Here is a 25,974-nt window from a genome sequence, read left to right on the forward strand (position 1 = left end):
GTCCTCCGAGAACGCGGACGCGGCACACCGATGTGCCACCGAAGGCGTGGGGGGTTCCGCGCTCCTATGTGCCGAGCGAAGCCGCGTTCCGGGACCGCCGCACCTCGACGTCACCTCGGACGGGCCGTCCCGGCCCGGCCCGCCGAACCGCCCGGAAGGCGTAACGGCAGGTCACCGGGGGTGACCGTACGACTACCGGAGCAACCCGCCCCGGATGCGGCGAACGGGTGACCCCGGGACGGCCCCCGGCCGGCAGGCGGCCCCGCGCGCGGGCGCGGGGCCGGACCGCCACCACACAGAACGGTGACCCCTGGGTCACAAGGGGTCACTTCGCGCCGGGGCGCGCGTATGCTCTGCGCCCATGGGGGAGGAGACCGAGGTCCCCGTCAACGGCCATACGTTCGAGGAGACTTGGCGGGTTCGCATTTCCACGCCCGGCGGCGACATGCTGGGCGCGGGCATCCTGGTCGGCGCGGACTCCGTCCTGACCTGTGCCCATGTCATCCCCTGGGACGGCGGGCCGCAGCCCACCGCCGAGGTGGTCGCGGAGCTCGTCGGCGTGGCCGGGACACCGGCCGTGCGGGCCCGGGTCGCGGAGCGGTGCTGGGTGCCGGAGCTGGCGGACTCCCGGGGTGACGTGGCCCTGCTCAGGCTCGCCGAGCCGCAGGACGCCCGGCACGCGGCGCCGCTGCACCGCGTGGCGCCGTCGCCCGGGCGGGCCGTGCGGATGTGCGGCTTCCCCCGGACGAAGGGGCTGGCCGACGGGGTGTGGTTCCGGGCCACGATCGCGGGTCCGAGCGGGCCGCGCGGCGAGTGGGTGCAGCTCTTCCCGGCGACGCCGGAGGAGACGGTGCGGCCCGGGTTCAGCGGGGCGGCCGTCACCGACGCGGAGACGCACCGGGTGCTGGGCATGGTCGTCAGCCGCTACGACGACCGGTCCTCGGCCGCGCCGGACGGCAAGCTGCACCTGTCGTACATGATCCCCATCGAGACCGTCGTGCGGTATCTCCCGCTGATCGGCGACCATGTGACGGGCCGGCGCGGCAACAGCCTTCCGCCGGTGCCCTCGGGGGCGCCGCGCGACCGGGAGTTCGCGCGCTGGCTGGCCCGCTGGTTCCGCGCCGCGGAGGGCACGCGCCACATCGAGGCGATCGTCATCAAGAAGGGCGAGGCGGCCCGCGCCGCGACGCTGAGCCGGGCGGTCGCCCTGGCCGACCGCGAGGTGGTGGCGGACCCGCCCCTCCCGGGCGCCGCGCACACCCCCCGTCTCCCCTCCCCCCGCTCCCCCGGGCCTCCGGGCGGCGGCACCAACGGGCACGTCGTCACCCGGGCCCTCGACGACACGGTGCCGCCCGTCGGCAGTGTCGATCTCGCGCTCGACGTGTCCGGGGAGACCGTCGCGCTCTTCGCCGAACGGGTCGCCGACCGGCTCGGGCTGCGTACCGGGGGCGGGGACGGCGGGGTGGGGCGGTTCGGTGACATCCGTGCCGTGCCGCTGACGATCGTCGCAGAAGGGGTCGACTACGCGGCCGATCCCGTCGCGCTCGTCGAGTTCACCGACCTGCTGGCCGCCCGGGGCGCGCGCCTGCTGCTCGTTTTCCGCAACCCCGACTCGCAGAGCCTGGAGCTGGCGCTGAGGATGGCCGACCCGAGCAAGGACGAGATCACCGCGCGGCTCGACCGGGTGCGCGACCGCATCGAGCACATCGCCCGCCGTGAGCGCACCGCGTACGACAGGGTCGCCCTGATCGCACCCGTGCGCCCCGTGCCGCAGGAGGCGGCCGGGCTGCGGCTCGATCTGACGGGGCTGCGCCGCGACCCGGAGCTGGGCAGCAGACGCTTCCTGCCGAAGCTCGCGGCGTTCGAGAGCGCGGTGGAGTCGGGGCTGCTGAGGGTCGAGGAGGCGATCGGCCGGGCCGAGGCGGGCGTCGCGCGCCGCAACGAACTGCGCGGGCGGCTGGAGGCGTTCTTCGCGCTGCTCGCCGCCCGCAGCCTGGAGGAGGAGCAGGCGGCGGCCCCGCTCTACCGCGCGGCCCACAACCTCCTCTTCCAGGCTCCCTGCGAACTCGCCGAGGCCGAGCGGGCGGTGGAGCTCTTCGCGACGGCCGTACGGCAGCACACCCACCGCCCGCGAGGGGGCGACCGGCCATGACCGCGAAAGGGAGAGCCCGGCCGCCCGACTGCGACCGCCCGGACTGCGAGGGCTGCTCCGCCGACGGCACGGGCTTCTGCCAGGTGACCGGGCGGCGGCTGCGCCCTCCCGGGCAGCGCGCGCCCGCGGAGAGCCCGCCCACCGCCGGCACCCGGCGGCGGATCGCCACCGGCCTGCTCTTCAGCGTGGAGCCCGCGGGCGACGGCCTGTTGGACCTGCCCTTCGTGCGGACCCCCTCCCCCGAGGCGCTCGTCGTGACGGACCCTCAGATGCCGCTCGGCGGCAAGACCTGCGGCCACGAGGGCTGCACGGCGGTCGTCGGCCGCCCGCACGCCGGCCAGCCCGCGCTCGCCACCGGCTACTGCCCCCACTGCGGGCACCCCTTCGACTTCACCCCGCGCCTGGCCGCGGGCGACCTGGTCGGCGAGCAGTACCGCGTCGTCGGCGCCCTCGCCAACGGCGGCCTCGGCTGGGTCTATCTGGCCCACGACACCCGGCTGGAGAACCACCCGGTCGCCCTCAAGGGCCTCATCCACACCGGCGACCCCGTCGCCCTGCACCTCGCGGGCGAGGAGCGGCGGTCGCTCACCCGCCTCGACCACCCCGGCATCGTCCGCATCATCAACTACGTGACCCACCCCGCCCGGGGCGCGGCCGAGGACGACGGGCGCACGGGCTACATCGTCATGGAGTTCGTCGGCGGCATGCAGCTGTCGCAGGTCAAGGACCGGATGGCCGGCGGGGACGGCCCGTTCGGCGGGCCGCGCGTCCTCGAGTACGTCCTCACGTACGGCTGCCGGATCCTCGACGCGCTCGACCACCTCCACCGCGAGGGCCTCGTCTACTGCGACCTCAAGCCCAACAACGTCATGCACCACGAGGACCGGGTCAAGCTCATCGACCTGGGCGCGGTCCGCAGGATCGGGGACCGCGACGGCACCGTCCTGGGCGCGCGCGGCTTCATCGCGCCCGAGGTCGTGCACCACCGGGCGGAGGGGCTGTCCCCGCGCTCGGACCTCTTCAGCGTGGGGATGACGCTGCGGGCGCTGTCCGACGAGGCGTTCCCGGGGGACCGCCCGCCGGGTCTGGGCGGCGAGTCCTACGAACGTGCCGTCGCCCGCGCCACCGCCGAGGACCCGCGCGCCCGCTACGCCTCCGCCCGCGACATGGCGGAGCAGCTGCGCGGCGTGCTGCGGGAGATCCGCGCGCTGCGCACCGAGCGCGAACACCCCGAGCCTTCCGCCCTGTTCGCGCCGACGGCCGCCCTGCTGGACGCGTCGCTGGGGCGCGTACCGCCGCTGGAGCGCTGGCTGGGCGGGGAGCGGCGGCCGGTCCTCGACCGCGGGCTGCCCGAGCCGGACCGGGTGCCCGTGATCCTGCCGGTGCCCCACCCCGACCCCGCCGACCCGGGCGCCCCGCTGCTCGGACAGCCGACGGCCAGCGGGCCGCGCCGGCTGATCCAGCAGCTGTACGCGTCGGGGCGCAGCTCGGTGGAGATCCCGCTGCGGCAGTGCCGGGCCCACCTGGAGCTGGGCGAGCCGGACGCGGCGGCGGAGCGGCTGGCGGCGGCCCGCGAGGCGGTGGGCGCCCCGGCTCCGTACGACTGGCGGCTGAGCTGGCACCAGGGGCTGCTGCACCTGGCACGGCGCGAACCGGCCGCCGCGGAGCGGGAGTTCGACCGGGTCTATGCCGACCTGCCGGGCGAGTACGCCCCGAAGCTGGCGCTGGGCTACTGCGCGGAGCACCGCGGCGACGCGGCCGCCGCCGAGCGCTACTACCAGGCCGTCTGGCAGCGGAACCGGTCGCAGGGCAGCGCCGCGTTCGGCCTCGCGCGGCTGCGGCTCGCCGCCGGGGACCGCAGGGGCGCGGTGCAGCTGCTGAACGGCGTGCCGGAGGTCTCCCGGCACCACGACGCGGCCCGTACGGCGTGCGTGCGGATCCTCGCCGGGCGGCTGTGCTCCGACGGCGCGCGGAGCCTGCCGGGGGCGGCCGACCTCACCGAGGCGCTGGTGCGGCTGCCGCGCCTGTATCTCGACGAGGGCCACCGCACGGGCCCGGCCCGCGACCGGCTGGAGGCCGAGCTGCTGGACGTGGCCCTGGACTGGATCCGGGCGGACTCCACCCCGGCGGCCGAGCGGTGCGGCGGCACGCTCTTCGGCACGGACGACGAGGAGTTCACCATCCGCACCCGGCTCGAACAGAAGCTGCGCGGCCTCGCCCAGCAGGCCCGCACCCCGGACGGCCTCGGCGCGCTGGTCGACCTGGCCAACCGCGTCCGTCCGACGACCCGCGTCTGACCAGGGGAGACAGATGGACCGAGCGAACGGCGCAGGCGGCGGGCCGGGCGGGCCCGCGCTGACCGCGCTTCTGGGCCAGAACCACTATCTGCCGGCCGGCTCCGGCACCGTGCCGGCGCACGCGATCCTGACCGTCGAGGCCGAAGGGCTGGGGCCGCTCGCCCGGCGGGCCGAGTCCGCCGAGGTCATCGTCATCGACTGCTCGGGGTCGATGAGCTCGCCGGGCACGAAGATCGCGGCGGCCCGGCGGGCGGCGGCCGCCGCCGTCGACGTGCTGCGCGACGGCACCCGGTTCGCGCTCGTCGAGGGCACCGACCGGGCCCGGGTCGTCTATCCGCCCACCGAGCGGATGGCGGTCGCCGGTCCCGACTCCCGGGCCGACGCCGCCCATGTCGCCTCCGGCCTGGTGGCCGCGGGCGGCACCGCGATCGCCGGCTGGCTGGACTGCGCGCACCGCCTCCTCGCCGCGCAGGACACCCCGATCCGGCACGCCCTGCTGCTGACCGACGGGCGCAACGAGCACGACCGGCCGGGCGAGCTGGAGCGCGTCCTGGCCGAGTGCGCGGGCCGGTTCCGGTGCGACGCGCGGGGCATCGGCGAGGGGTGGGCGGCCACCGAGCTGCGCGCGATCGCCGCCCGGCTGCACGGGGTGGCCGACGCGGTCGTGGACGACTCCGACCTGGAGGCGGAGTTCCGCACGATGATGGCCGGCGCCATGGCCAAGGCGCTGCCGGACGTACGGATCCGGGTCAGCGTGCGCGACGGCAGCGAACTCCGTTTCGTCAAGCAGGTCTTCCCCACCGAGCAGGACCTCACGGCGGAGGGCGTGCGCACGGGGAAGCGCAGCTGGGAGTTCCCGACGGGGGCGTGGGGCGACGAGTCCCGCGACTTCCACCTCTGCGTCACGGCCGACCCGGAGGGCGACCCGCAGGGCGAGGAGGTCCGGCTGGCGTCCGTGGCCCTGGTGACGGCCGGCCCCGAGGCGGCCGCGACGCCCGTCGCGCTGCCGGACCCCTGCCCGTTCACGGTCCGGTGGACCGACGACCGCGCCCTGTCCACCCGCGTCCACCCGCGCGTCGCCCACTACGACGGGCACGCGGAGCTGGGCCGGGCCGTGAACGCCGGGTGCGAGGCGTACGAGCGCGGCGAGCCGGACGCGGCGGCGGCCGCGTGGGGGCGTGCGGTGCGGCTGGCACACGAGCTGGGCGACGAGAAGACGCTGCGCAGACTGCGGCGCCTGGTGACGGTCGCCGACCCGGCGCGGGGCGAGGTGCGGGTGCGGCCCGGGCTGTCGGCAGGCGACCTCAACGCGGCCTGGGTGACGGCCGATCACAGCACCCAGTGGACGGAGGAGGCCCGGCCCTCCCCACCGCCGGAGGAGGCCCCGGACCGGGTGTGCCCGGACTGCGGCCGCAGTTCGGCGGCGAGCGCCAACGTCTGCACGCAGTGCGGGCACCGCTTCCCCCCGCCGCCCTCCGGCCCGTCGGCATGAGCGGCCCGTCCGGCACCCGCCCGTATCTCATACGGCGCCTGGCCGCCCTCCTCGTCGGGACGGTGATCGCGTGCGCGGCGCTGCTGACCGCGTACTACGGCGTGAGCCGCAACTCCCCCGCGGTGGACGGCCGGACGACGCCCGCGATCGTGGAGGTCGCGGCGGCCGAGACCTCGCTGGAGGCGTCGTTCACCGCCGCGAAGGCCGGCCTGACCGGTCCGGCCGGGCCGGTCGAGGGGGCGGGCGAGGAGTACCGGGCCCAGCTCAACGCCGCCAACCAGGCGCTGGAGCAGGCCGCCATGAGCACCGTCGCGGGCGACGACGGACAGCAGACCCTGCGCACGGCCTCCGGCCTCGTCTCCTCGTACGGCTACCTCATCCAGCAGGCCGTCCGCAGCGGCACCGACGGCGTGCTGCGGGACGCCTATGTGGCGGCCGCCCGGTCGACGCTGCTGCGCCCCGAGAGCGGCATCGTCGACCGCCTCGAAGCGGTCCAGGCCGCACAGCGCGGTGTGCTGGGACAGCAGGTGTCCTTCGGCCGGCTGCTGGCCCTCGCCTGGACCGTGGCCTTCGTCCTCTGCGGCGGGCTGGTGTGGCTGCTGATCGACACCCAGCGCATGCTGCGCCGCCGGTTCCGCCGCCGCGTCAACCCGGCCCTGGCCGCGGGCACGGCGCTGCTGACGGCGCTGGTGCTGTCGCTGACCGTCCTCGCCGTCCAGATCCAGCGCCAGCTGCACGCCGCTGCCGAGCGGATCGAGCACGACCGGACGCACGGCGGGATCGACGCCGGGACCCTCCACTGGGTCAACGCCGCCCTCCGGGGCACGCAGTGGCGGGCCGCGGCCACGGGCTGGATCGCGCTGACCGGCGCGCTGATCGCCGCGCTGGTCCTGATCGGGCTCCAGCCGCGCATCGACGAATACCGCTTCCGGCACCAGGGCCCGGCCAGGCCCGCCGACAGCCCGGTGAGCGCGCTGCTGGGCGTCGGGGCCCGTACGCAACCGGTCACCGCCGCCGTGCTCGCCTTCTGGCTCGTGACGATCGGCGGCATGGCCTACGGCGACCGGCAGGACGAGCACCGCAGCAGGGTGACGGTCCTCGCCTCCTGGTCAGGTCCTGAGAAGCAGCGGTTCGAGAAGGTGCTCAAGGCCTTCTCCAGCGGCACCCACCGCGCCATCAGCGTCAGCTACCAGGGCACCACCGCCCTGCGCGAGGTGCTGCTCTCCCGCGAACGCACCGGCGACCCGCCCGACATCGCCATCCTGCCCAGCCGCGGCGAGGCCGCCGACTACGCCGCGCGGAAGGTCCTCACGCCCCTCGACGGCGTCCTGCCGAAGAGCACCCTGGACGCGTACGGGCCGCAGTGGACGTCCCGCACGGGCGGCCGCGTCTACGCCGTCCCGGTCAAGGCCGACCTGAAGAGCATCGCCTGGTACGACGCCGCCGCCCCGCCCCGGGACCTGACCGCGCTCGCCGCCGACGGCGCCCACTGGTGCGCGGGCATGGGCGGCGACGACACCTCCGGCTGGCCCGGCACGGACTGGATCGAGGACATCCTGCTCCAGCAGAGCGGCACGCGCGCCTACGAGCAGCTGGCGAACGGCGGGCTGAAGTGGGACTCGGACGTCGTGGCCAGGGCCTGGCGGACCTTCGGCTCCGTCTTCACCGCGGGCCCCGCGCGGACCGCGCTCGCCGAGGACTACACGCAGGGCCTCTTCCACTCCGCCGGACCCGGGGCCTGCGCGCTGGAGCACCAGGGCACGTTCATCCGCAGCGGCTATCCGCAGGACCGGCACGCCGACTTCGTCCCCACGCCGCGGCTGCTGCCCGGCGCGGACCCGCGCTCCACCGCGCGCGAGGTCTCGGCGGACTACGCGGCGCTCCTCCACGACAGCCCCCAGGCGCGGGAGCTCATGCGCTTCCTCACCACGGACGAGGCGCAGCGGGTGTGGTCCGAGCCGGACCAGGACCGCCCGGGGAACCCCTTCCGCCCGTTCTTCCCCTTCTTCCCCGGCCGCCCGCCGCTGTCCTTCCCGAACGACGAGCAGCTGAACGCCCACATCGACCGCGAGCTGCGCGGCGCTTCTGCGCTGTGCCTCGATGCTTCCGACTCGATGCCTCCTCGGATGCGGTTCGCTTTTCAGCACGGCGTGCTCGATTACTTGAGCGCGCCGGGTCCCAGGAAGCTGAGCCAAGTGCTGCGCGATCTCGAATCGGTGCGCAAGGGGATCGCGCCGCGAGGGGACCGCGTCTGCGGCGGCTCGTAACCCTGCCGGGGGCTTTCCCCGACCCGCCCCTTCCCGAACTGGGGCTCCGCCCCAGACCCCGGTCCTCAAACGCCGGACGGGCTGGAAAATCCAGCCCGTCCGGCGTTTGAGGACAGCGCGCGAAGCGTGCTTCGGGGTCCGGGGTCTCCCCGGTTTCGGGAAGGGGCGGGGCTGGGGAAGAAGCCCGCCGCAGGCGCCGCCGACCCGCGGTCAAAGAATCAGCGCGCCATCTCCGCCGGACACCCCGTGCCGCGCGGCAGCTTGTAAGGCGAAGCGATCCGATACTGGCCGGCCCGCGGAGCGTAGAGCATCGTCCAGTCGTCCTCCGGCTGAACCCCCCGCGGCTCCTGCACCTGCTTCATCAGGCAGCCGTTGACATTGACGGCCGGCTCCCCGTGCGGGCCCGGCTTCGGCGGCTGGACGGCCTTGCCGTCCTTGCCGACGACGCTCAGCCAGGGGGAGTACGGGATCCGGATGAGCACCGGCCCGGCGGACTTCACGGTGATCGTGACCTCGTTGGCCTCGACGCGGTCCACGACGGCCGGGGGGTCGGCGAGCGGGGTCGGCGCGTCGACCTCGTAGACCCGCCAGTTGTCGTCGTTCCACACCTGGCGCAGATACGACTGGCCCTTGACGACGAGCTTGGCCTCGGCCTTGGCGGCGTCGTCGGGCTCGCCGGTGGGCAGCACCACGAAGTGCACGGCCCAGCGGTCCAGCCAGGCGCGGTAGCTGGAGGGGTTGAGCAGGTCGGGCTCGTAGAAGAGCGGGTTGCGCTCGCGGTCCGCCTGCCGGTTCCAGCCGCGGGCCAGGTTGACGTACGGGGCGAGGGCCGACGCCTCGCGGTGGCTGCGGGCGGGGACGACCTCGACGCGGCCCTTGTCGGCGTCCAGCTTCTGGAGCCGGTCGACGAGGGGGGCGAGCTCCCGCGCCCAGGAGGCGGCGGGCGTGGTGTGCAGGATGTCGCCGATCGCGTTGGCGGCCTGCCAGACCGTGCAGGTGAGGACGGCGAGGACGAACGCGGTCCAGTTCCGGGCCGAGCGCAGCAGCTCCGAGCGCGGCGGGACCTTCCGCTCGGTCAGGGCGGCGACGAGGACGACCCCGCCGAAGACCATGCCGAGCCGGGAGATGTTCGTGCCGATCTGCGACGGGATCAGCCAGACCAGCAGCACCCCGAGGACGTAGAGCGCCGACACGATACGGACGGTGCGCCACGCCTTGGGGACGAAGACCACCCCGAAGATGCCGCTGAGCAGCGGCAGGATCGTCGAGGGGAAGAACATCGGCTGCTGGCCGGAGAAGGGGAACAGCCACGCCGACAGGGCGACCACCGCGACCGGGGGCAGCCCCAGCGCGTAGGCCGCCGGGCGGCGCTTGCCCAGCCACAGCGCGGCCGCCACGATGCCCACGTAGAGGCCGGCGACCGGGCTCGAAGCGGTGGCCAGCGCGGCCGCCGCCCCCGCGAGCGCGGCGCGCCCCCACTTGTATTTGCCCTCGGTGCGCCACCGCGTGGGCCACGCGAAGATCGCGGCCACGGCGGCCAGCCCGAACATCATGCCGAGCCCGAACGTCACCCGCCCGGAGATCGCGTTGCCGGTCAGCGCGACGGCGCCGTAGAGCGCGGGCCACAGGGGCCGCCGCACAACGCGGCTGCGCACCAGCAGCAGGGCGATCAGCCCGGCGGACACCGTGCCCGCGATCATCATCGTGGGCCGGACGCCGAGCTGCGCCATCAGATACGGCGAGATCGCGCTGTACGAGACGGGGTGCATCCCGCCGTACCAGGAGAGGTTGTACGCCGAGGACGGGTGCTGGAGCGCGAACTCCGCCCAGGCGTCCTGGGCGGCCAGGTCCCCGCCGCTGTTGGCGAACACCAGGATCCACAGCACGTGCAGCAGCGCGGCCACGAGGAGCGTGGTCAGCACCGGCCGCCCGGCGAGGGCGCGGGCGGCGCGCAGCAGGCGTGCGCGTAGGCTCTCGCGGCCGTCTCCCGGCGGTCGTGCGGATGCCCGTATCCGGGAGGGGGTGTCGTCGGCCTTCTTGCCCGACGGCTCCTCCGGTTTCCCGGCGCACGTCGGCCCCACGGTGGTCACTGCTGCTCTCCCCGTCTCCCCCGAAGTCTTCCCCCATCTTCACGCTGTCCCGGTTGCGACGGGTAGCGGCACGGCGTTCCGGCCGTGGTCAAACCCTCGCGACGCTAGCACGCCGGGCGAATCCGGCCTCTCCAGCGAAACAGCTCCTGGTCCGTACGTACTCGTACGGACCAGGAGCCTTCGCCAGGTCTGCCGGACGGTCTAGCCGAGGCGCGTCAGCTTCGCCCCGAAGGCCAGCTCCACCAGGTCCTTCTGCAGGGCCACCGGCACCTTCTGGGCGCTCGCGCCCTCGCCGACGGTCAGCTCGCCGACCTCGGTGCCCGCCTTCGCGGCGTGCGGCACGGGCTTGGCACCCTTGCCGACGGTGAGCTTCGCGGTCATGCCGGGCCAGCCCACGCCCTTGAGGTCGCGGGTGGCGACGACCGGGGTCTTCCCGCCCAGGCCGTCGTCGACGTAGCCGACGACGTCGCCCTTGCCGACCAGCTTCGCCGAGGTCAGCGCATTCTGCACGTCCTGGATCATCTTGTAGCTGACCTTCTTGACCAGCTTCAGGCTCATCTCGGCGTTGACGTCGAGACCGCCCTTGAAGTGCTGGTCCATCGTGACGCCGAGGATCAGCTGCTCCTTGCCGTCGATGGTCCGCTTGGCGGCCCACATCAGCGTGCCGCCGGCCGGGGTGCTGGAGCCCGTCTTGATGCCGAGGCCCCCCGGCTTGATCAGCAGCTCGTCGTTGTTGTTGTTGAGGTGCTGGCCACCGGCGACGTTGGTGTTGGGCTTGGCCACGATCTCGCGGAAGACGTCGTCCTTCATGACCTCCTCGGCCAGCTTCAGCTGGTCGACGGCCGTGCTCTTGGTCGTCTCGTCCAGGCCGCTGGGGTCGGTGTAGGTCGTGTTGGTCATGCCCAGCGACTTGGCCGCCTCGTTCATCTTCGCGACGAACGCCTCCTTGGACTGGGCGTCCCAGCGGGCCAGCAGGCGGGCGGCGTTGTTGCCTGAGGGGATGAGCAGCATCTGGAGCAGGTCGTACTCCGAGACCTTCTCGCCCTGCTTGAGGGTCACCAGCGACTCGTCCTTGGCGTGGGAGTCCTGCTCCGCCTGCGCGTCGACCGTGATGTCGGGACCCTTGTCACCCTTCTTGAGCGGGTGGTTCTTCAGGATCACGTAGGCGGTCATCACCTTGGCGACGCTCGCGGTCGGCGTGGGCTTCTCCTCGCCGTACGTGCCCAGGCTGCCGACCCCCGCGACCTTGGCCGCGGCCTGGCCCTGGTCGGGCCACGGCATGGCGAACTTGTCGCCCTGGAAGGTGTACGTGGCCTTGTCCGCGGCCGTCGTGAGCTTCGGGGCGGGCAGCGGGCGGAACGCCTGCACCACGCAGAAGACGATCGCCAGCAGCACCACGATCGGCGCGTAGATCTTCACCCGGCGCAGGGTGCTGCGGACCGGGGTCGGCGGGGGCGGCGGCGTGTTCGTCAGCTGGGCGAGCAGGTCGAGCGGCGCGGCGGGCTGCTGCGGCGCCTCCGGCTCGGGCCGCTCCGCCTTGGACTCGGTCTTGGGCTCGGTCTTGGGCGGGGCCGCCTTGGGCGCCTTCGGCGGGTCGGCGGGCGGGGCGACCGTGACGGGTATGGCCGGCTTGGCGCCGGCCTTCGCGGCGGCGTCGTCCAGGGACTTCAGCGGCACGAACTGGCTGGTCCGCTCGGAATCTGACTCGGCCGGACGCTTCGCGGGCACCTCGGGGGCCTTGATCAACGCGGTCGGCTGATCGTCGGAGCCCGCCTTGGCAGGGGCCTTCTCGGGCGTCTTGACCGTGCCGAAGACGGCGGTGGCCTGGTCGGCACCCGCCTTCGGCTCGCCGTCGGCCTCGGGGCGTACGGCCTTGAAGACGGCCGTGGCCCGGTCGGCGGCGGGCTTGTCACCGTTCGCGGCGGCGTCGCCGGAAGCCTTGGCCTCGCCGTCGCCCTTCGGGCTCTCGGCACCGTCGGTCACCCGGACCCAGGAGGGCTTCCCGGCACCGTCGCCAGAGCTCTTGTCGGAGCCGTTGGCCGCCTTCTTGTCCTTGTCCCCGTCGGCCTTCGGACGCACCGCACCGAACACGGCGGTGGCCTGGTCGGCGACGGGCTTCGCGGCGCCGGAACCGTTGGCGGGCGCGGCCTTCGCCGCGTCGCCCTCCTTAGCGCTGTCCTTCTTCGCGCCGTCCTCCGCCTTGGGACGCACCGCGCCGAACACGGCCGTGGCCCGGTCCGCGGCGGGCTTCGCGGGCCCGCCGGAGGCCTCGGCGCCCTTGTCGTCGGCCTTGGCGTTCGCATCGTCATCCGCCGCGGCGGGCTCGGGCTTCTCCTCACCGTCCACGGCAGCATCCGCGTCCGCATCCGACGCCGCGTCGGCCACCCACGCCGCGACGGCCGCCTTCAGGCGCGCGTCACCGCCGCGCACGGCCGCCTTGCCCGCGTCCTCGCCCGGTGAAACGGGCGGCTTCTCGTCGATATCCGTGCGCACGGGGGATTCCGCGGGCTTCGAAGGCCGCGCGTCAGCCGCGGCGGAGGTTTCCGATTCCCGGAAAACCCCCAGCCGTGGGTCGCGCTCGCCGCCAGTCGTCTCCCCCGACGACTTCCGCTGCTCCGACTTGTCGGGGGACTCGCCCGCCACCGATGCCTCCTCGAATTCCCACGCCATACGCCGTCACGGGACGAACGCCCCGCCGCCGGACCTTCACAACGCTTACCAGTGTCCTTCGTCGTCGCCACGCCACCGCGCAACCGCACCGTCAAAGGGCTTCGACTGGCCTCACCGACGTGCTAGACGAGACGACATACCTACCGGTTCCCACCCGAAGCCACCACGCACTCTCGACAGACCAATGTGAGAGGGGTCACCCTGTCACTCATCCACGCGGGGAGGCATGGATGGGCAGGAGCCGCAGAACAATTCCGGAGGAGCTTCTGCTGCTCGCCTTGGACCCGGCCACGGGTACCACGGCGCAGCCGCAGTCGCTCGACCTCGGTCTCGCCGGGGCGCAGCTCGTCGAGCTGGCCTTGGCCGGACGGATAGCCCCAGACGGGGATCGTATCGCCGTGGTGATGCCACGGCCCACAGGAGATCCGACCCTGGACTCCGCGCTGGAGCTGCTGCGTCGCCGCGGCAGCCCGGTCCGCGCCGTCCACTGGATCGGCGGGCCCCGGCTGGGGCTGCGCCAGACGTATCTCACGCACCTGGAGCGGTGCGGCATGGTGCATGCCGTGGCGGGCCAGATGTGCGGGGTACTGCCGACGACTCGCTATCAGGCGACCGACACGGCCATCAGCCGGGAGATCAGGGCCCGGCTGGACAGCGCGATCCGCACCGGCGTCCCGCCGGACCCGCGGACCGCGGCCCTGGCCGCGCTGGCCCACGCGGTGGGTCTCGGCAAGCATCTCTACCCCGGTAACGAGGGGCGGTCCTCCCGCTCCAGGCTCCGGGATCTGATCAGGCACGACCCGATGGGCGGGCTCGTGGCCCACGCCGTCATGGACGTGCAGAACGGCGTCGCGGCGCAGCCGCGGCGACAGCCGGCCACGGCCGGCAGCAGCAATGGCTCCGGGCGCCGTACGACGTCCGTCCGGGCCGCGGTGGAGCCCTCCGGGGTCTCCGCCCAGCAGGTGGCGCACGGGGCGGCCGTGATGGCCCGTGCGGGCGCCTCCTGAAACTGAACCGGTCCCCCAGCCGGTGAATCGTTAAAGCCGCCGGGCGTCCGGCATCGCGGCCATGCCGCGGCCGGTACCGCCGGCGGCCCCGGTAACACCCTTGGTGCGAACCGCGGTACGGCCGCGACGCACTTTTGACGCACCCTCAGCTCCATCAGCTCCACCGACCGCACCTCAGTCCTCCGGCCCGGTTCGGGAGCCGCGGAACCGCGCGGGGTGGTGGGCCCGTCGCCCGGGATGGCGGCCGGTCCGCCGCCCCGCGCGCGCATCTCCGACTCGCCGCCCCGCCGCATGTCACAGCCCTTGCCGCGCGTCACCGCCGGTGGACTCTGTGTCGGCATTTTCCAGCGCCGCCCCGGCCAGTGGTGGCAGGCTGCGAGGTCAGGAGACAGAGCATGACGGAGCCGGAGATGCGTCCCGTGGCGTCCAGTGTCAATCCCACCGTTAGGCGACGCCGCTTGGGGCAGGAGCTGCGCAAGCTCCGCGAACTCAAGGGCATGACAGCCGAGGAAGTGGCCGAACGGCTACTTGTCTCGCAGTCGAAGATCAGCAGGCTGGAGAACGGCCGACGGAGCATCAGCCAGCGCGACGTCCGCGACCTGTGCGGGGTGTACGGGGTCGAGGACCACCGCATCGTCGATTCGCTGATGCAGATGGCGAAGGAGTCGCGCCAGCAAGGCTGGTGGCACGCCTTCGGCGACATCCCCTACAGCGTCTACATCGGCCTGGAGACCGACGCCTCCTCGCTGCGGGTGTACGAGGCGTCGCTGGTGCCGGGCCTGTTGCAGACCCCCAACTACGCGAGCGCGGTGAGCGAGGGCTCTTGGCCGGAGGCCACGGCGGCCGAGATCGAGCGCCGCGTGCAGGTGCGGATGCGACGACAGGAACGGATCCACGACCTGGACAACCCGCTGCGGTTGTGGGCCGTCATCGACGAGTCCGCGCTGCGCCGGATCGTGGGCAACCGCGACATCATGCAGGAACAGATGCGCAAACTGGTCGAGTTCAGCATGGAGCCGCACATCACCGTGCAGGTGCTGCCGTACGACGTGGGCGCGCACCCGGGGATGTACGGCAAGTTCTGCATCCTCGAATTCAACGACCCGCAGGACGCCAGCACCGTCTATCTGGAGGGGATCACCAGCGACCTGTATCTGGAGAAGCCGAATGATGTCCAGACGTACAGCGTGATGTATGAGCATTTGCGTATGCAGGCACTCAATGCCGAACACTCGCGGCAGTTCATCGAGCGGGTCGGCGAGGAGTGGGCGGCCGCCGGCTGATTCACGAAAGGGCCGCACGGTACAGGTGCAATGGTGAGTTGGGGAAGCGTTCCAGGATATGCCATCCGGTCGAGTGAATGGGCCAATCATCAGCTGATGTTGGCGCGTACCGTCGGTGGCGTCTGGGAGGTCCGGCACGACAACCGGCCTTCCCGCAAAGGCGATATCGACAGCAACTCACCAAGGCATGGAGCAATCATGGCGATCCAGCAGGGGAACACCACGTGGCATAAGTCCTCGTACTCGCTGCACAACGGCGACTGCGTGGAGGTCGCCTCCCCCCTTCCCCGGACCATCGCGGTTCGCGACTCCAAGGAGCCGCAGCGCGCGGCGCTCAGCTTCACGCCGGACGCGTGGTCCGCGTTCGTGACGACCGTTACCGACGCCGACGTCTGATCCACCCGGCCATATCCCCCAGCTCCACCGTGCGGTGCCCTCTCGCCATTCCGGCCGGGAGGGCACGGCCGTTTCCGGGGTCCCGAGAGCCGGTTCTAGCGCGGGTAGCGGGTCAGCCAGGCCGACGTCGACACCGCCGGGCTGTGCAGGCTCGCCCCCTGCGTCAGCTCCATCGCGAAGTCGTCCGCGAGCTGGAGCACCGTCGCCCGGCCCTCCAGCTCCGCCACCCACCCCGCGGGCAGCGCCGTCTCCCCGTGCAGCGCACCGAGCAGATTCCCGCACAGCGACCCCGTGGAGTCGGAGTCCCCGCCGTGGTTGACCGCGAGCAGCAGCCCGTGCCGTACGTCCTCGGCGACCAGCGCGCAGTAGACGCCCATGGCCAGCGCCTCCTCCGCCACCCAGCCCTCGCCGAGCGAGGCGACCCGCTCCGGCGACGGCATGCCCTGCCGCACCGCGCCGAGCGCCTGCTGGAGGGCGCCGCTGGTCTCCTCGTGGCCGGAACGGGTCGCCAGGACGGCCAGGGCCCGCTGGACCGAGCCGTCCAGGCCGTCGCCGCGTGCCGCGCCGTGCACGATGACGGCGAAGGCGCCCGCCGCCAGATATCCCGAGGGGTGGCCGTGCGTCTGCGCGGCGCACTCGGCCGCGAGTTGGAAGACGAGCTCCGGCTCCCAGCCCACCAGCAGCCCGAACGGCGCGGAGCGCATCACCGCCCCGCACCCCTTGGAGCCGGGGTTCTTGGGCGCCTCCAGGGTGCCCATCGTGGTGTCGGCGAGGCCGGACAGACAGGCGTTGCCGGGCGCCCGCCGCGCGTAGAGCCACTCCTCGCGCGCCAGCCAGCCGGCGTCCGGCTCGCGCTCGTCGGGGCCCCAGTCGCGCTGGGTGGCGGCCCAGCGGAGGTGGGCGCGGTGGACGTCGGTGGGCGGGTGCCAGGCGCCGGTGTCCCGCCGTACGTGGGCGCGTATCAGCCCGTCCACGGTGAAGAGCGTCATCTGGGTGTCGTCGGTGACCGCCCCGCGCCGCCCGTACGCGGACACGTAGTCGGTGACGCCCTCCGGCCCGTGGGCGGCGCGGATCGCGGCGAGGGAGTCGAACTCGATCCCCGCGCCGAGCGCGTCGCCGATCGCCCCGCCGAGCAGACAGCCGCGCACCCGGGCGCGGAAGTCCTGCTGCTCCGCCCGGCTCCACAGCGCGGGGGTCGATCCGGCGGTCGTGGTCACGTCCTGGCCTCCTGGCTTCGCATCATGTTCGGTGTCCGACGGCACAGCACTGTAGTTGCCCGTGCTGTGGGGCTCTCAGCCCTTGACCGGCCGTACCGTTCCCATGATCTTGTCGATCTCGGTCTCCGGCAGCGCGTCGGGAACGCCCTGGTCTGCGTAGATGACCCAGCTGTGGAACTTCCCGTCCGGCTGCTTCTCCACGATGCTCTTGACGATCGCCGTGGCCGGAACGCACTGGCTCGGGCGGTTGGTCACGGTCACCTTCGCCGTGGCCGTCCAGCCGTCGATGCCGTTGTGCTTCCACGGCTTGGCCTCTGAGACCTCGATCTTCGGCTTGTTCGTCTTGCCGCCGTAGGCGAAGAACCCCCAGTTGCCCGCCCAGTTCCGGGCGTTCTCCTGAATGCTCAGCGACGTGTCGCCGCCCATGGTGCCGACCGTGGCCAGCTGGCCCTTGCCCGTCTCGCCGAACGCGTTGGGGTTGGCGGCGGAGGAGCAGCCGCCCTCGCGGAAGTGCGCCACGTCCCGCATCGTGATCTGCGGCTTGCCCGCTTCGTCGACGTACGACGTCATCGTGTCCTGCGGCAGCAGGTTCCACTTGGCGTCCTTGCCCGGCACGTCGTACCGGAAGCGGTACTCCCTGGCGGTCTGCGTCTGCCACCCGGCGACCACGGGCTGCGTACCCGATGTCTTGTCGGGGGTGGGCAGCACGTCCTTCTTCCGTGCCGGATCGGGGGCGATGACGCTCTGGTCGCTCTTCTTCTTGTCGTCCGACTTGTCGTCCTTGAGCAGGAAGAACGCGCCGCCACCGACGACGGCCAGCGCCACGACCCCGCCGACGACGGCGAGCAGCGTCTTGTTCCCACCCTGCGGCGCAGGGGCCGGCGGAGCGGGTGGGGGCGGCGGGGTCACCACGGGCTGCGCGAAGACGGTCGCTTGCGAGTGCACGTCATTGCCGGGGGGCGGCGGCGGTACCACCGCGGGCTGGTCGACAGCCGTGGCCTCCGGATACGGGCGAGGGTTGTGCGGCTGCTGGGGGTTCTGAGGCCAAGACATGCGGGAACTTTATGTGGCGGAGTGTCGCGACGAGGTAGACGCACTTCAACAAAACGGCAACCGTGGAGCAGATCCAGCCCGTCCGGCGTTTGAGGACGCGCCCGCAGGGCGCTCCCGCCGCAGGCGGCGAACCGGCCCGCAGCCGGGGGTCTGGGGCACGAGCCCCAGTTTCGGGAAGGGGCGGGGTGGGGGAAAGCCCGCCGCAGGCGCAGCGGGCCCGCACCCACCCCGGTCAATCCTCAAGCACCGGCAGCAGCTCCGGCAGATGACCATCCGAAGCCTCCGCCGCAGACAAGCGCTCCGCCGGCACCTCCCCATAGAGCGTCGTCCGCGCCCGCGCAGGCCGCCCCGCCGCCTCCGCGATGGCGACGAGGTCCTGGACAGAGCGGTACGAACCGTAAGAAGAGCCCGCCATGCGGGAGATGGTCTCCTCCATCAGCGTGCCCCCCAGGTCGTTCGCCCCGGAGCGCAGCATTTCCGCCGCCCCGTCCGCGCCCAACTTGACCCAGCTCGTCTGGATGTTGGTGATATGCGGATGCAGAAGCACGCGCGCCATGGCCGTGACCGCGCGGTTGTCGCGCATGGTCGGGCCGGGGCGGGCGATGCCCGCGAGGTAGACGGGGGCGTTGGTGTGGATGAAGGGCAGGGTCACGAACTCCGTGAAGCCGCCCGTCTCCTGCTGTATGCGTACGAGCTGGCGGAAGTGGCCGAGCCAGTGGCGGGGCTGGTCCACGTGCCCGTACATCATCGTGGAGGAGGAGCGGATGCCCACTTCGTGCGCCGTCTTCACGACCTCGATCCACGTCGCGGTGGGCAGCTTGCCCTTGGTGAGGACCCAGCGGACCTCGTCGTCGAGGATCTCGGCGGCGGTGCCGGGGATGGTGTCGAGCCCGGCCTCCTTCGCGGCGGTCAGCCACTCGCGGATCGACATGCCGGTGCGCGTGGCGCCGTTGACGACCTCCATCGGTGAGAAGGCGTGCACGTGCATGCCGGGGACGCGCTCCTTCACCGCCCGCGCGATGTCGAAGTAGGCCGTGCCCGGCAGGTCGGGGTGGATGCCGCCCTGCATGCAGACCTCGACCGCGCCCACGTCCCACGCCTGCTGGGCCCGGTCGGCGACCTGCGACAGGGACAGGGTGTAGGCGTCGGCGTCCGTGCGGCGCTGGGCGAAGGCGCAGAAGCGGCAGCCGGTGTAGCAGACGTTGGTGAAGTTGATGTTGCGCGTGACGATGTACGTGACGTCGTCGCCGACCGTCGCGCGGCGCAGGTCGTCCGCGATACGGCACAGCGCGTCGAGCGCGGGCCCGTCCGCGTGCAGCAGGGCGAGCGCCTCGGAGTCGGTGAGCCTGGTCGGGTCGTCGGCGGCCTGCGACAGCGCGGAGCGCACGTCGCCGTCGATGCGGGACGGGACCATGCCGGGGGCGGCGGCCTCGCGGAGCGCCTCCCAGTCGCCGTACACCTCGTCGAAGTCCTCGCGCCGGTCGCCGGTCCGGCCCTCCTCGTCGATGGTGCGGTGCAGGTCCGTACGGCCCGCGGCGACGAAGACGTCCTCCGGCTCCTGCCAGGGGTGACCCTCCACCACGGCGTCCTCGCGGGCCAGGCCCGTCTCCGGGTCGGCGAGGGCGCGGACGTGCGGCAGCAGCCGGGGGTCCAGCCAGGGCTCGCCGCGCTTGACGAACTCGGGGTAGACGGCGAGACGTTCCTTCAGCCGGAAGCCCGCGGCCGCCGACTTCTCCGCGAGCTCCTCGATCTGCGGCCAGGGGCGCTCGGGGTTGACGTGGTCCGGGGTGAGCGGCGAGACGCCGCCCCAGTCGTCGATGCCCGCGCCGATGAGCCGCGCGTACTCGTCGTCCACGAGGTTGGGCGGCGCCTGGAGGCAGGCGGCCGGGCCCATGATGTGCCGGGCGACGGCGACGGTGGCGACCAGGTCGTCCAGCTCCGCGTCCGGCATGCCGCGCATCGCCGTGTCCGGCTTGGCGCGGAAGTTCTGCATGATGAGTTCCTGGATGCCGTGGTAGGCGCGGGAGACGCGGCGCAGCGCGAACAGCGACTCCGCGCGCTCCTCCGGCGTCTCCCCGATGCCCAGCAGCAGCCCGCTGGTGAACGGCACGGAGCTGCGGCCCGCGTCCTCCAGGACCCGCAGGCGGACGGCCGGTTCCTTGTCCGGCGAGCCGTAGTGGGGGCCGCCGGGCTCGCTCCACAGCCGCTCGGCCGTGGTCTCCAGCATCATCCCCATCGAGGGGGACACCGGCTTGAGCCGCTGGAAGTCCGTCCAGGTCATGACGCCCGGGTTGAGGTGGGGCAGCAGCCCGGTCTCCTCCAGGATGCGGATCGCCATGGCCCGCACGTACGCGATGGTGTCGTCGTAGCCCTCCGCCTCCAGCCACTCGCGGGCCTCCGGCCAGCGGTCCTCGGGCTTGTCGCCGAGGGTGATCAGCGCTTCCTTGCAGCCGAGTTCGGCGCCGCGCCGGGCGATGTCCAGCACCTCGTCCGGGGACATGAACATCCCGTGTCCCGCGCGGCGCAGCTTGCCCGGCACGGTGGCGAAGGTGCAGTAGTGGCACTTGTCGCGGCAGAGGCGGGTGAGGGGGATGAAGACGCTCTTGGAGTACGTGATGACACCGGGGCGCCCGGCGGCTTCGAGACCGGCGTCCCGGACGCGCGCGGCCGACGCGCACAGGTCGTCGAGATCCGCGCCTCTCGCCTGCAGCAGCACGGCGGCCTCACTGACATCCAGCGCGACGCCGTCACGCGCGCGCCTGAGCGCCCGCCGCATCGCGTTCGCGGTCGGTCCTGCCGGCGAGGGTCGGTGCGCACTGGAAGTCATGGCCCGAGCGTATGCGACGGGGTCGCGAGCGGCTCTGGGGCACCGTCAGTAATGCGGTCGGGGTGTGAGGGTGCGTCCTGGGGGCTCCGCCCCCAGACCCCCAGGGGTGCGCAAATCCAGCCCGTCCGGCGTTTGAGGACGCTCCCGAAGGGAGCTCCCGCCGCAGGCGGCAACGGACAGGCGCGAGGCCCGGCAACGAAACCCGCACCCACCCCCGTCACAAAAAGTCCGCATGGGCGTCCAGAGCCCGAAGCACCTCGCCCTCGCCCGCCGACGGCAGCCCCACCACCACTTCCCTCAACCCCAGCTCCGCGAAATGCGCGAGCTTCCCCGCGGAAGGCCGCACCGCGTACGGCACGACCTCCGGCTCGCCGGGCCGCCCCGCCTCCTCCCACGCCGCGCGCAGCTGTGGCATCGACTCGCGCAGGCCGCTGCCGCCGACGGGCAGCCAGCCGTCCGCGTACTCGGCGATGTGCGCGAAGAGCTTGGGTCCGGCCGCGCCGCCGATGAGGACCCGGGGGCCGGCCAGGGGGCCGGCGTGCTTCCGGGCGCGCGGTGGGCGCACCGGCTTGGGGTGGGCCCAGCTCGCGCGTACGGAGCCGAACTCGCCGTCGTAGGCCGTCGGTTCGTCCGTCCACAGCGCCCGCATCAGCGCCATCCGGTCGCGGACGATCTCGCGCCGCTTCGCCCAGGGGACGCCGTGGTCGGCGGCCTCCTCCTTGTTCCATCCGAAGCCGATGCCGAGGGTGAAGCGGCCGCCGCTGACGTGGTCGAGCGTGGCGGCCTGTTTGGCGAGGTGGACGGGGTCGTGCTGGGCGACGAGCGCCACGCCCGTGCCGAGGGTGATCCGCTCGGTGACCGCGGCCGCCTGGCCGAGCGCCACGATCGGGTCGAGCGCGCGGCCGTACTCGCGCGGCAGCGGGCCCCCCATCGGCGCGGGGGTGTCGCGGCTGACGGGGATGTGCGTGTGCTCGGGGAGGTAGAGGCCGTCGAAGCCGCGCTGTTCCAGCTCGCGCGCGAGCCGGACGGGGCTGATCGTCTCGTCCGTGAGAAAGACCGTGGTGGCAATCCGCATCCGGGGCACCTCCGTCGTGGCTGTGGCTGGCGCGGGGTGACGTGGGTCACCCCCGGGGTCCGGCTGTGGTCACCGTATGCCCAACCGGGCGCGATGGGGACCGACCGGGCGGTTCCGCCATGCGACTGTCGTAATCCCGCCTTCCCCGTACGGCCCTCCCGGGACCGTACGCGGCCCGCAATCCACCCGCCCGCACCCGTTCCCCCGCGCGCCACCCGGGCGTACAACGGTGTCCCTGGCAGCCCTCCCCCGAAGCCGGAGGCACTGATGCACCGACGCGCACTGCTGAAGATCACCGCGGGAGCCGCGGGCGCGCTCACGCTCGACGGCGTGACGTTCGCCCACGCCGACGCGCGTACCGGCGGCGAGGAGTCCCGCACGGTCACCGGCCGCCTGCCGACGGGCGCGCCGGACTATGTGTACCTCCCCGTGGAGGTGCCGCACGGGGTCCGCGAGCTGGCCGTGTCCTACACCTACGACCGGCCGTCCGTCCCGCCCGGCACCCAGGGCAACGCCTGTGACATCGGCGTCTTCGACGAGCGCGGCACGGATCTCGGCGGGCGCGGCTTCCGGGGCTGGTCGGGCGGGGCGCGCACGGAGTTCGCGATCGGCGCGGAGCAGGCCACGCCCGGCTATCTCGCCGGTCCCGTGCGGGCCGGGACCTGGCATGTGGTCCTGGGCCCGTACACGGTCGCGCCGCAGGGCCTGGCGTACGAGGTGACGGTGACCCTCCGCTACGGGCCGGCGGGCGCGACGCCGGGACCGGTGTACCCGCCGCAGCGCGCCAAGGGGCGGGGCCGGGCCTGGTACCGGGGCGACAACCACCTGCACAGCGTCCATTCCGACGGCAAGCGCACCCCGGCCGAGATCGCGGCCGCGGCGCGCGCCGCCGGGCTGGACTGGATCACGACGACCGAGCACAACACGACGTCCTCGCACGGCGCCTGGGAGGGGCTGTGGGGCGACGACCTGCTGATCCTCACGGGCGAGGAGGTCACCACCCGCAACGGCCACGTGGTCGCCCTCGGCACCGACCCCGGCGTCTTCGTCGACTGGCGCTACCGCGCCCGCGACAACGCCTTCGGCCGCTTCTCCCGCGCGATCCACCGCGCGGGCGGCCTGGTCGTCCCCGCCCATCCGCACGCGACGTGCGTCGGCTGCGGCTGGAAGTTCGGCTTCGCCGACGCCGACGCGGTGGAGGTGTGGAACGGCCCGTTCACCCCCGACGACGAAATCACGATCGCGGAGTGGGACAATACGCTCGTCGCCTCCGTACGCCAGGGAAGACCGTGGCTGCCCGCGATGGGCAACAGCGACGCCCACCGCGAACCCCAGGTCGTCGGCCTCCCCCAGACGGTCGTCCTCGCCGACGACCTGTCCCGCCCCGCCCTGCAGGAGGCGATCCGCTCCGGCCGCAGCTGGATCTGCGAGTCCTCGTCCGTGCACCTGTCGTTCACGGCGACAGGCGGCCGCGGAGCCCACGCGGGCATCGGCGAACGGCTGCGCGTGGACGGCGATACGGAGGTGACGGTGCGGCTGGAAGTGACGGGGGTGCCGGGCTGCACGGCGTCGTTCGTGACGGACCAGGGGCAGCTGTTCAGCACCCCCGTCCCGGCGGACGGCCGCGTGGAATGGCGGACGACACCTTCGTACGCGGCGTACGTACGCGCGGAGGTCCGGCACCCGGCCGGGGACGGCGGCGCGTCGGGGATCCCGGGGGCGATGGCGGCGATGACGAACCCGATTTTCCTGGGACGGGAGTAGGGGCGCGTCCGCGCATGCGGCTAGGAGGGGGACCCTTGCGGGGCGTTGGGGGCCTTGAGCGGGACCGGACCCCGAGGATTGGGGCGCGACGCCCGATATGTGATTTCCCGGTCGGGCGCGCGGCTGGATCACCCTTCACGAAAGAGGCGTCTCATGCGTGCTCGTATCCGTAGGCCTGTCACCGCAGGTGTCCTGACCGCCGCAGTGGTGCTCGGGGGCGCCGGTGCCGCGCTCGCCGACGACGGCTCCACGGCCAGGACCGAGGGGGTGACCGGGATGCTCTCGGGCGAGAGCCTCCAGCTCCTCAGCAGCGCGCCCCGCCTGTGCGAGAGCAACCTCGACGCCGCCGCCCGCTTCCGCTCCGCGGCCGCGAGCTGCGTGGAGACCTGAGACGCGGCCGCCGACAGGACCGGGGCACGGCCGAGGGCGCTTCGGCCGTGCCCTTCCGTATGCGGGTGAACGGGCTGTCACGATGGCCGACTTCGCTCTCTGCGGCGCGCGGCGTCCCCTATCGAAGGAATCCGCTTACCCCTTCGAGTGACGCGCGTTTCTCGGATCATCCGAAGGGTGAAGAACCGAAGAGAACGCCGATCTCCGACACCGCCGACCCCCGCACGCCGCCCTTGCCCGGACTCTCCAGCCGCGAGCCCGGTCAGGGGCGGCACGGGCCGTCGGTGGGGGTGGCCCCATCGAGGGTGGGGGGACAGCAGGAGTGAGTGGGGCCGCCGCTCCGCTTAACGTCTGACGGTGTGACATATCCACGGAACGCGTCGAAGAGAGCCTCTCTGGCAGGCATCAACACCAAACACCGCAAGGAGACTTCGTGACCAGCCCCGCCACACGCCGCACCGCGGCCGTGGGTCTCGCCCTCGCCGCCTGCCTGGGCGCGGCCCCCGCCGGCACGGCCACGGCGAAATCCGGGGCCGGGCTGGACCGTTACTACGATCAGCGCCTGGGCTGGGGCAGCTGCGCCAAGGGCCCGGACGACACCATGGGCCGCGATCTGGACAAGGCCGGCGTGCAGTGCGCGGACGTCACCGTGCCGCTCGACTACGCCGATCCCCGGGGCCGTACGATCACGGTCGCGATATCCCGGCTGAAGGCCACCGACACCCGCCACCGCATCGGCTCGCTCCTGCTCAACAACGGCGGTCCCGGCGGCACGGCCCTCGATTCCCCGCCGGAATTCCACGCGTGGATGAAGAAGACCGGCCCGCGGTACGACATCGTCGGCTTCGACCCGCGCTTCGTCGGCCGCAGCACCCCGCTGGACTGCGGCTGGCCCGTGGGCACCAATCTCTTCTCGGCCGGCCTCGGCCGGGCGGGCTTCGAGCGCCAGGTCGCCCTCCAGAAGGATCTGGCCGCCAAGTGCCGCACCACCAATGCCTCCGTGCTGCCTCATGTCAGCACCCGCAACACGGCCCGCGACATGGACGTCATCCGCGGGGCGCTCGGCGAGAAGAAGATCTCCTACTTCGGCTACTCGTACGGCACCTACCTGGGCACCGTCTACACCCAGATGTTCCCCGGCCGCACCGACCGCATGGTCCTGGACGGTGCCATCGACCCGCGCAAGTACGGCCCCCGGCTGGTCCGGGAGGCCGTCGGCGAGAACGAGCAGGCGCTCGCCGACTGGGCCGCTTGGACCGCCGCCCGCGACGACACGTACGGCCTCGGCCGCACCCGCGCCGATGTCCTCGCCACCATCGACCGCGTCATCAGGACGTCCGCGCGCGGCCCGCTGACCGTCGGCACCGCACCGGAGAGCTTCCGGCTCGACGACACCCAGATCCCGTTCCTCCTCTTCGCCGGGATCGACAGCGACACCGACGCGTCCCGGGCGTCCCTCGCCGAGCAGGTCTCCGTGCTGAACAAGGCCGCGGCCGGGCAGCCGACCCGGCTGTCACCGCAGTTCACCGCGATCCTGCGGCTCGGGCTGACCGGCGAGCAGTCGCCCCACGGCAGCGTGCAGTCCGCGGTCATCTGCGGGGACGGCGCGGCCCCGCGCGACCCCGAGGTCTACTGGCGGGACATCGAGCGCGGCCGTGCCGCGTACCCGCGCTTCGGCGCGCTGGCCGACAACATCGGCCCGTGCGCCTTCTGGGACAGGCCCCGCGAGGAGCCCACCGAGGTGAAGCACGACGCCAAGGTGCTGATCGTGTCCGCCACCGGCGACCCGCGCACCCCGCACAAGGGCGCCGTCGCCCTGCACGGCCTGCTCCCGAGCTCCAAGCTGGTCACCCTCGAAGGCGCCAACCGGCACGCGCTCTACGGCCTCTACGGAAACCCCTGCGTCGACGACAAGGTCAACCGGTACCTGGACACCGGCAGGCTGCCCGCCGATGACCAGACCTGCTCCAAGCGGGCCGGCCAGCAGTGACCGA

General features: G+C 73.1%; 16 protein-coding genes. 10 read left to right on the forward strand and 6 right to left on the reverse strand.

What is annotated here, in order from left to right; translation table 11 throughout:
• Window positions 1–361 precede the first annotated feature (361 nt).
• Genes ABD269_RS07595 through ABD269_RS07610 form a run of 4 tightly spaced genes read left to right on the forward strand, consistent with a single transcriptional unit; the run spans window position 362 to window position 8,208 of the window.
• The gene (locus ABD269_RS07595; protein ID WP_344117067.1) at window positions 362–2,152 is read left to right on the forward strand and encodes a trypsin-like peptidase domain-containing protein; all 1,791 of its coding nucleotides are present in this window, start codon (window positions 362–364) and stop codon (window positions 2,150–2,152) included.
• Window positions 2,149–4,449: a serine/threonine-protein kinase gene (locus ABD269_RS07600; protein ID WP_344117068.1), complete on the forward strand. Its 2,301-nt coding sequence runs from the start codon at window positions 2,149–2,151 to the stop codon at window positions 4,447–4,449. The genes ABD269_RS07595 and ABD269_RS07600 overlap by 4 nt, the downstream gene beginning before the upstream one ends.
• 13 nt (window positions 4,450–4,462) lie before the next feature.
• Window positions 4,463–5,941, forward strand: coding sequence for a VWA domain-containing protein (locus tag ABD269_RS07605; RefSeq protein WP_344117069.1), 1,479 nt, complete (start codon window positions 4,463–4,465; stop codon window positions 5,939–5,941).
• The gene (locus ABD269_RS07610) at window positions 5,938–8,208 is read left to right on the forward strand and encodes an ABC transporter substrate-binding protein (protein ID WP_344117070.1); all 2,271 of its coding nucleotides are present in this window, start codon (window positions 5,938–5,940) and stop codon (window positions 8,206–8,208) included. The genes ABD269_RS07605 and ABD269_RS07610 overlap by 4 nt, the downstream gene beginning before the upstream one ends.
• A 218-nt stretch (window positions 8,209–8,426) precedes the next feature.
• On the opposite strand, the gene ABD269_RS07615 is transcribed toward ABD269_RS07610, so the two are convergent.
• Together ABD269_RS07615 and ABD269_RS07620 are read right to left on the reverse strand one after the other, a co-directional pair.
• Window positions 8,427–10,298, reverse strand: coding sequence for an MFS transporter (locus ABD269_RS07615; protein WP_344117071.1), 1,872 nt, complete (start codon window positions 10,296–10,298; stop codon window positions 8,427–8,429).
• Window positions 10,299–10,499: 201 nt separating this feature from the next.
• On the reverse strand, window positions 10,500–12,791 hold the full coding sequence (locus tag ABD269_RS07620; protein WP_344117072.1) for a D-alanyl-D-alanine carboxypeptidase: 2,292 nt from the start codon (window positions 12,789–12,791) through the stop codon (window positions 10,500–10,502).
• A gap of 407 nt (window positions 12,792–13,198) precedes the next feature.
• Between ABD269_RS07620 and ABD269_RS07625 the strand changes: the two genes are divergently transcribed.
• The 3 genes from ABD269_RS07625 to ABD269_RS07635 all read left to right on the forward strand — a co-directional run bounded on the left by ABD269_RS07625 (window position 13,199) and on the right by ABD269_RS07635 (window position 15,654).
• On the forward strand, window positions 13,199–13,975 hold the full coding sequence (locus ABD269_RS07625) for a GOLPH3/VPS74 family protein (RefSeq protein WP_344117073.1): 777 nt from the start codon (window positions 13,199–13,201) through the stop codon (window positions 13,973–13,975).
• A 419-nt stretch (window positions 13,976–14,394) separates the two neighbouring features.
• The gene (locus tag ABD269_RS07630; protein WP_344117268.1) at window positions 14,395–15,258 is read left to right on the forward strand and encodes a helix-turn-helix domain-containing protein; all 864 of its coding nucleotides are present in this window, start codon (window positions 14,395–14,397) and stop codon (window positions 15,256–15,258) included.
• 198 nt (window positions 15,259–15,456) lie between these two features.
• Window positions 15,457–15,654: a DUF397 domain-containing protein gene (locus ABD269_RS07635; RefSeq protein WP_344117074.1), complete on the forward strand. Its 198-nt coding sequence runs from the start codon at window positions 15,457–15,459 to the stop codon at window positions 15,652–15,654.
• Between the two features lie 95 nt (window positions 15,655–15,749).
• On the opposite strand, the gene ABD269_RS07640 is transcribed toward ABD269_RS07635, so the two are convergent.
• The 4 genes from ABD269_RS07640 to ABD269_RS07655 all read right to left on the reverse strand — a co-directional run bounded on the left by ABD269_RS07640 (window position 15,750) and on the right by ABD269_RS07655 (window position 21,826).
• Window positions 15,750–16,871: an ADP-ribosylglycohydrolase family protein gene (locus tag ABD269_RS07640; RefSeq protein ID WP_344117075.1), complete on the reverse strand. Its 1,122-nt coding sequence runs from the start codon at window positions 16,869–16,871 to the stop codon at window positions 15,750–15,752.
• A gap of 75 nt (window positions 16,872–16,946) precedes the next feature.
• Window positions 16,947–17,924: a DUF8017 domain-containing protein gene (locus ABD269_RS07645; RefSeq protein ID WP_344117076.1), complete on the reverse strand. Its 978-nt coding sequence runs from the start codon at window positions 17,922–17,924 to the stop codon at window positions 16,947–16,949.
• 232 nt (window positions 17,925–18,156) lie between these two features.
• Window positions 18,157–20,751 carry a bifunctional FO biosynthesis protein CofGH gene (locus ABD269_RS07650; RefSeq protein ID WP_344117077.1) on the reverse strand — a complete coding sequence of 865 codons (2,595 nt, stop codon included), beginning with the start codon at window positions 20,749–20,751 and terminating at the stop codon, window positions 18,157–18,159.
• 217 nt (window positions 20,752–20,968) lie between these two features.
• Window positions 20,969–21,826 carry an LLM class F420-dependent oxidoreductase gene (locus ABD269_RS07655; protein ID WP_301886758.1) on the reverse strand — a complete coding sequence of 286 codons (858 nt, stop codon included), beginning with the start codon at window positions 21,824–21,826 and terminating at the stop codon, window positions 20,969–20,971.
• Between the two features lie 267 nt (window positions 21,827–22,093).
• On the opposite strand from ABD269_RS07655, the gene ABD269_RS07660 reads away from it, so the two are divergent.
• From ABD269_RS07660 to ABD269_RS07670, 3 genes are all read left to right on the forward strand, one after another.
• Complete coding sequence (locus ABD269_RS07660) at window positions 22,094–23,590, forward strand: CehA/McbA family metallohydrolase (protein WP_344117078.1); 1,497 nt, start codon at window positions 22,094–22,096, stop codon at window positions 23,588–23,590.
• A gap of 153 nt (window positions 23,591–23,743) precedes the next feature.
• Window positions 23,744–23,980: a hypothetical protein gene (locus ABD269_RS07665; protein WP_301886756.1), complete on the forward strand. Its 237-nt coding sequence runs from the start codon at window positions 23,744–23,746 to the stop codon at window positions 23,978–23,980.
• A gap of 433 nt (window positions 23,981–24,413) precedes the next feature.
• On the forward strand, window positions 24,414–25,970 hold the full coding sequence (locus tag ABD269_RS07670; RefSeq protein ID WP_344117079.1) for an alpha/beta hydrolase: 1,557 nt from the start codon (window positions 24,414–24,416) through the stop codon (window positions 25,968–25,970).
• The last annotated feature ends 4 nt before the right edge of the window (window positions 25,971–25,974 follow it).

Origin of the sequence: Streptomyces blastmyceticus, from assembly GCF_039521185.1 — a bacterium.
GTDB classification, from domain to species: Bacteria; Actinomycetota; Actinomycetes; order Streptomycetales; family Streptomycetaceae; genus Streptomyces; species Streptomyces blastmyceticus.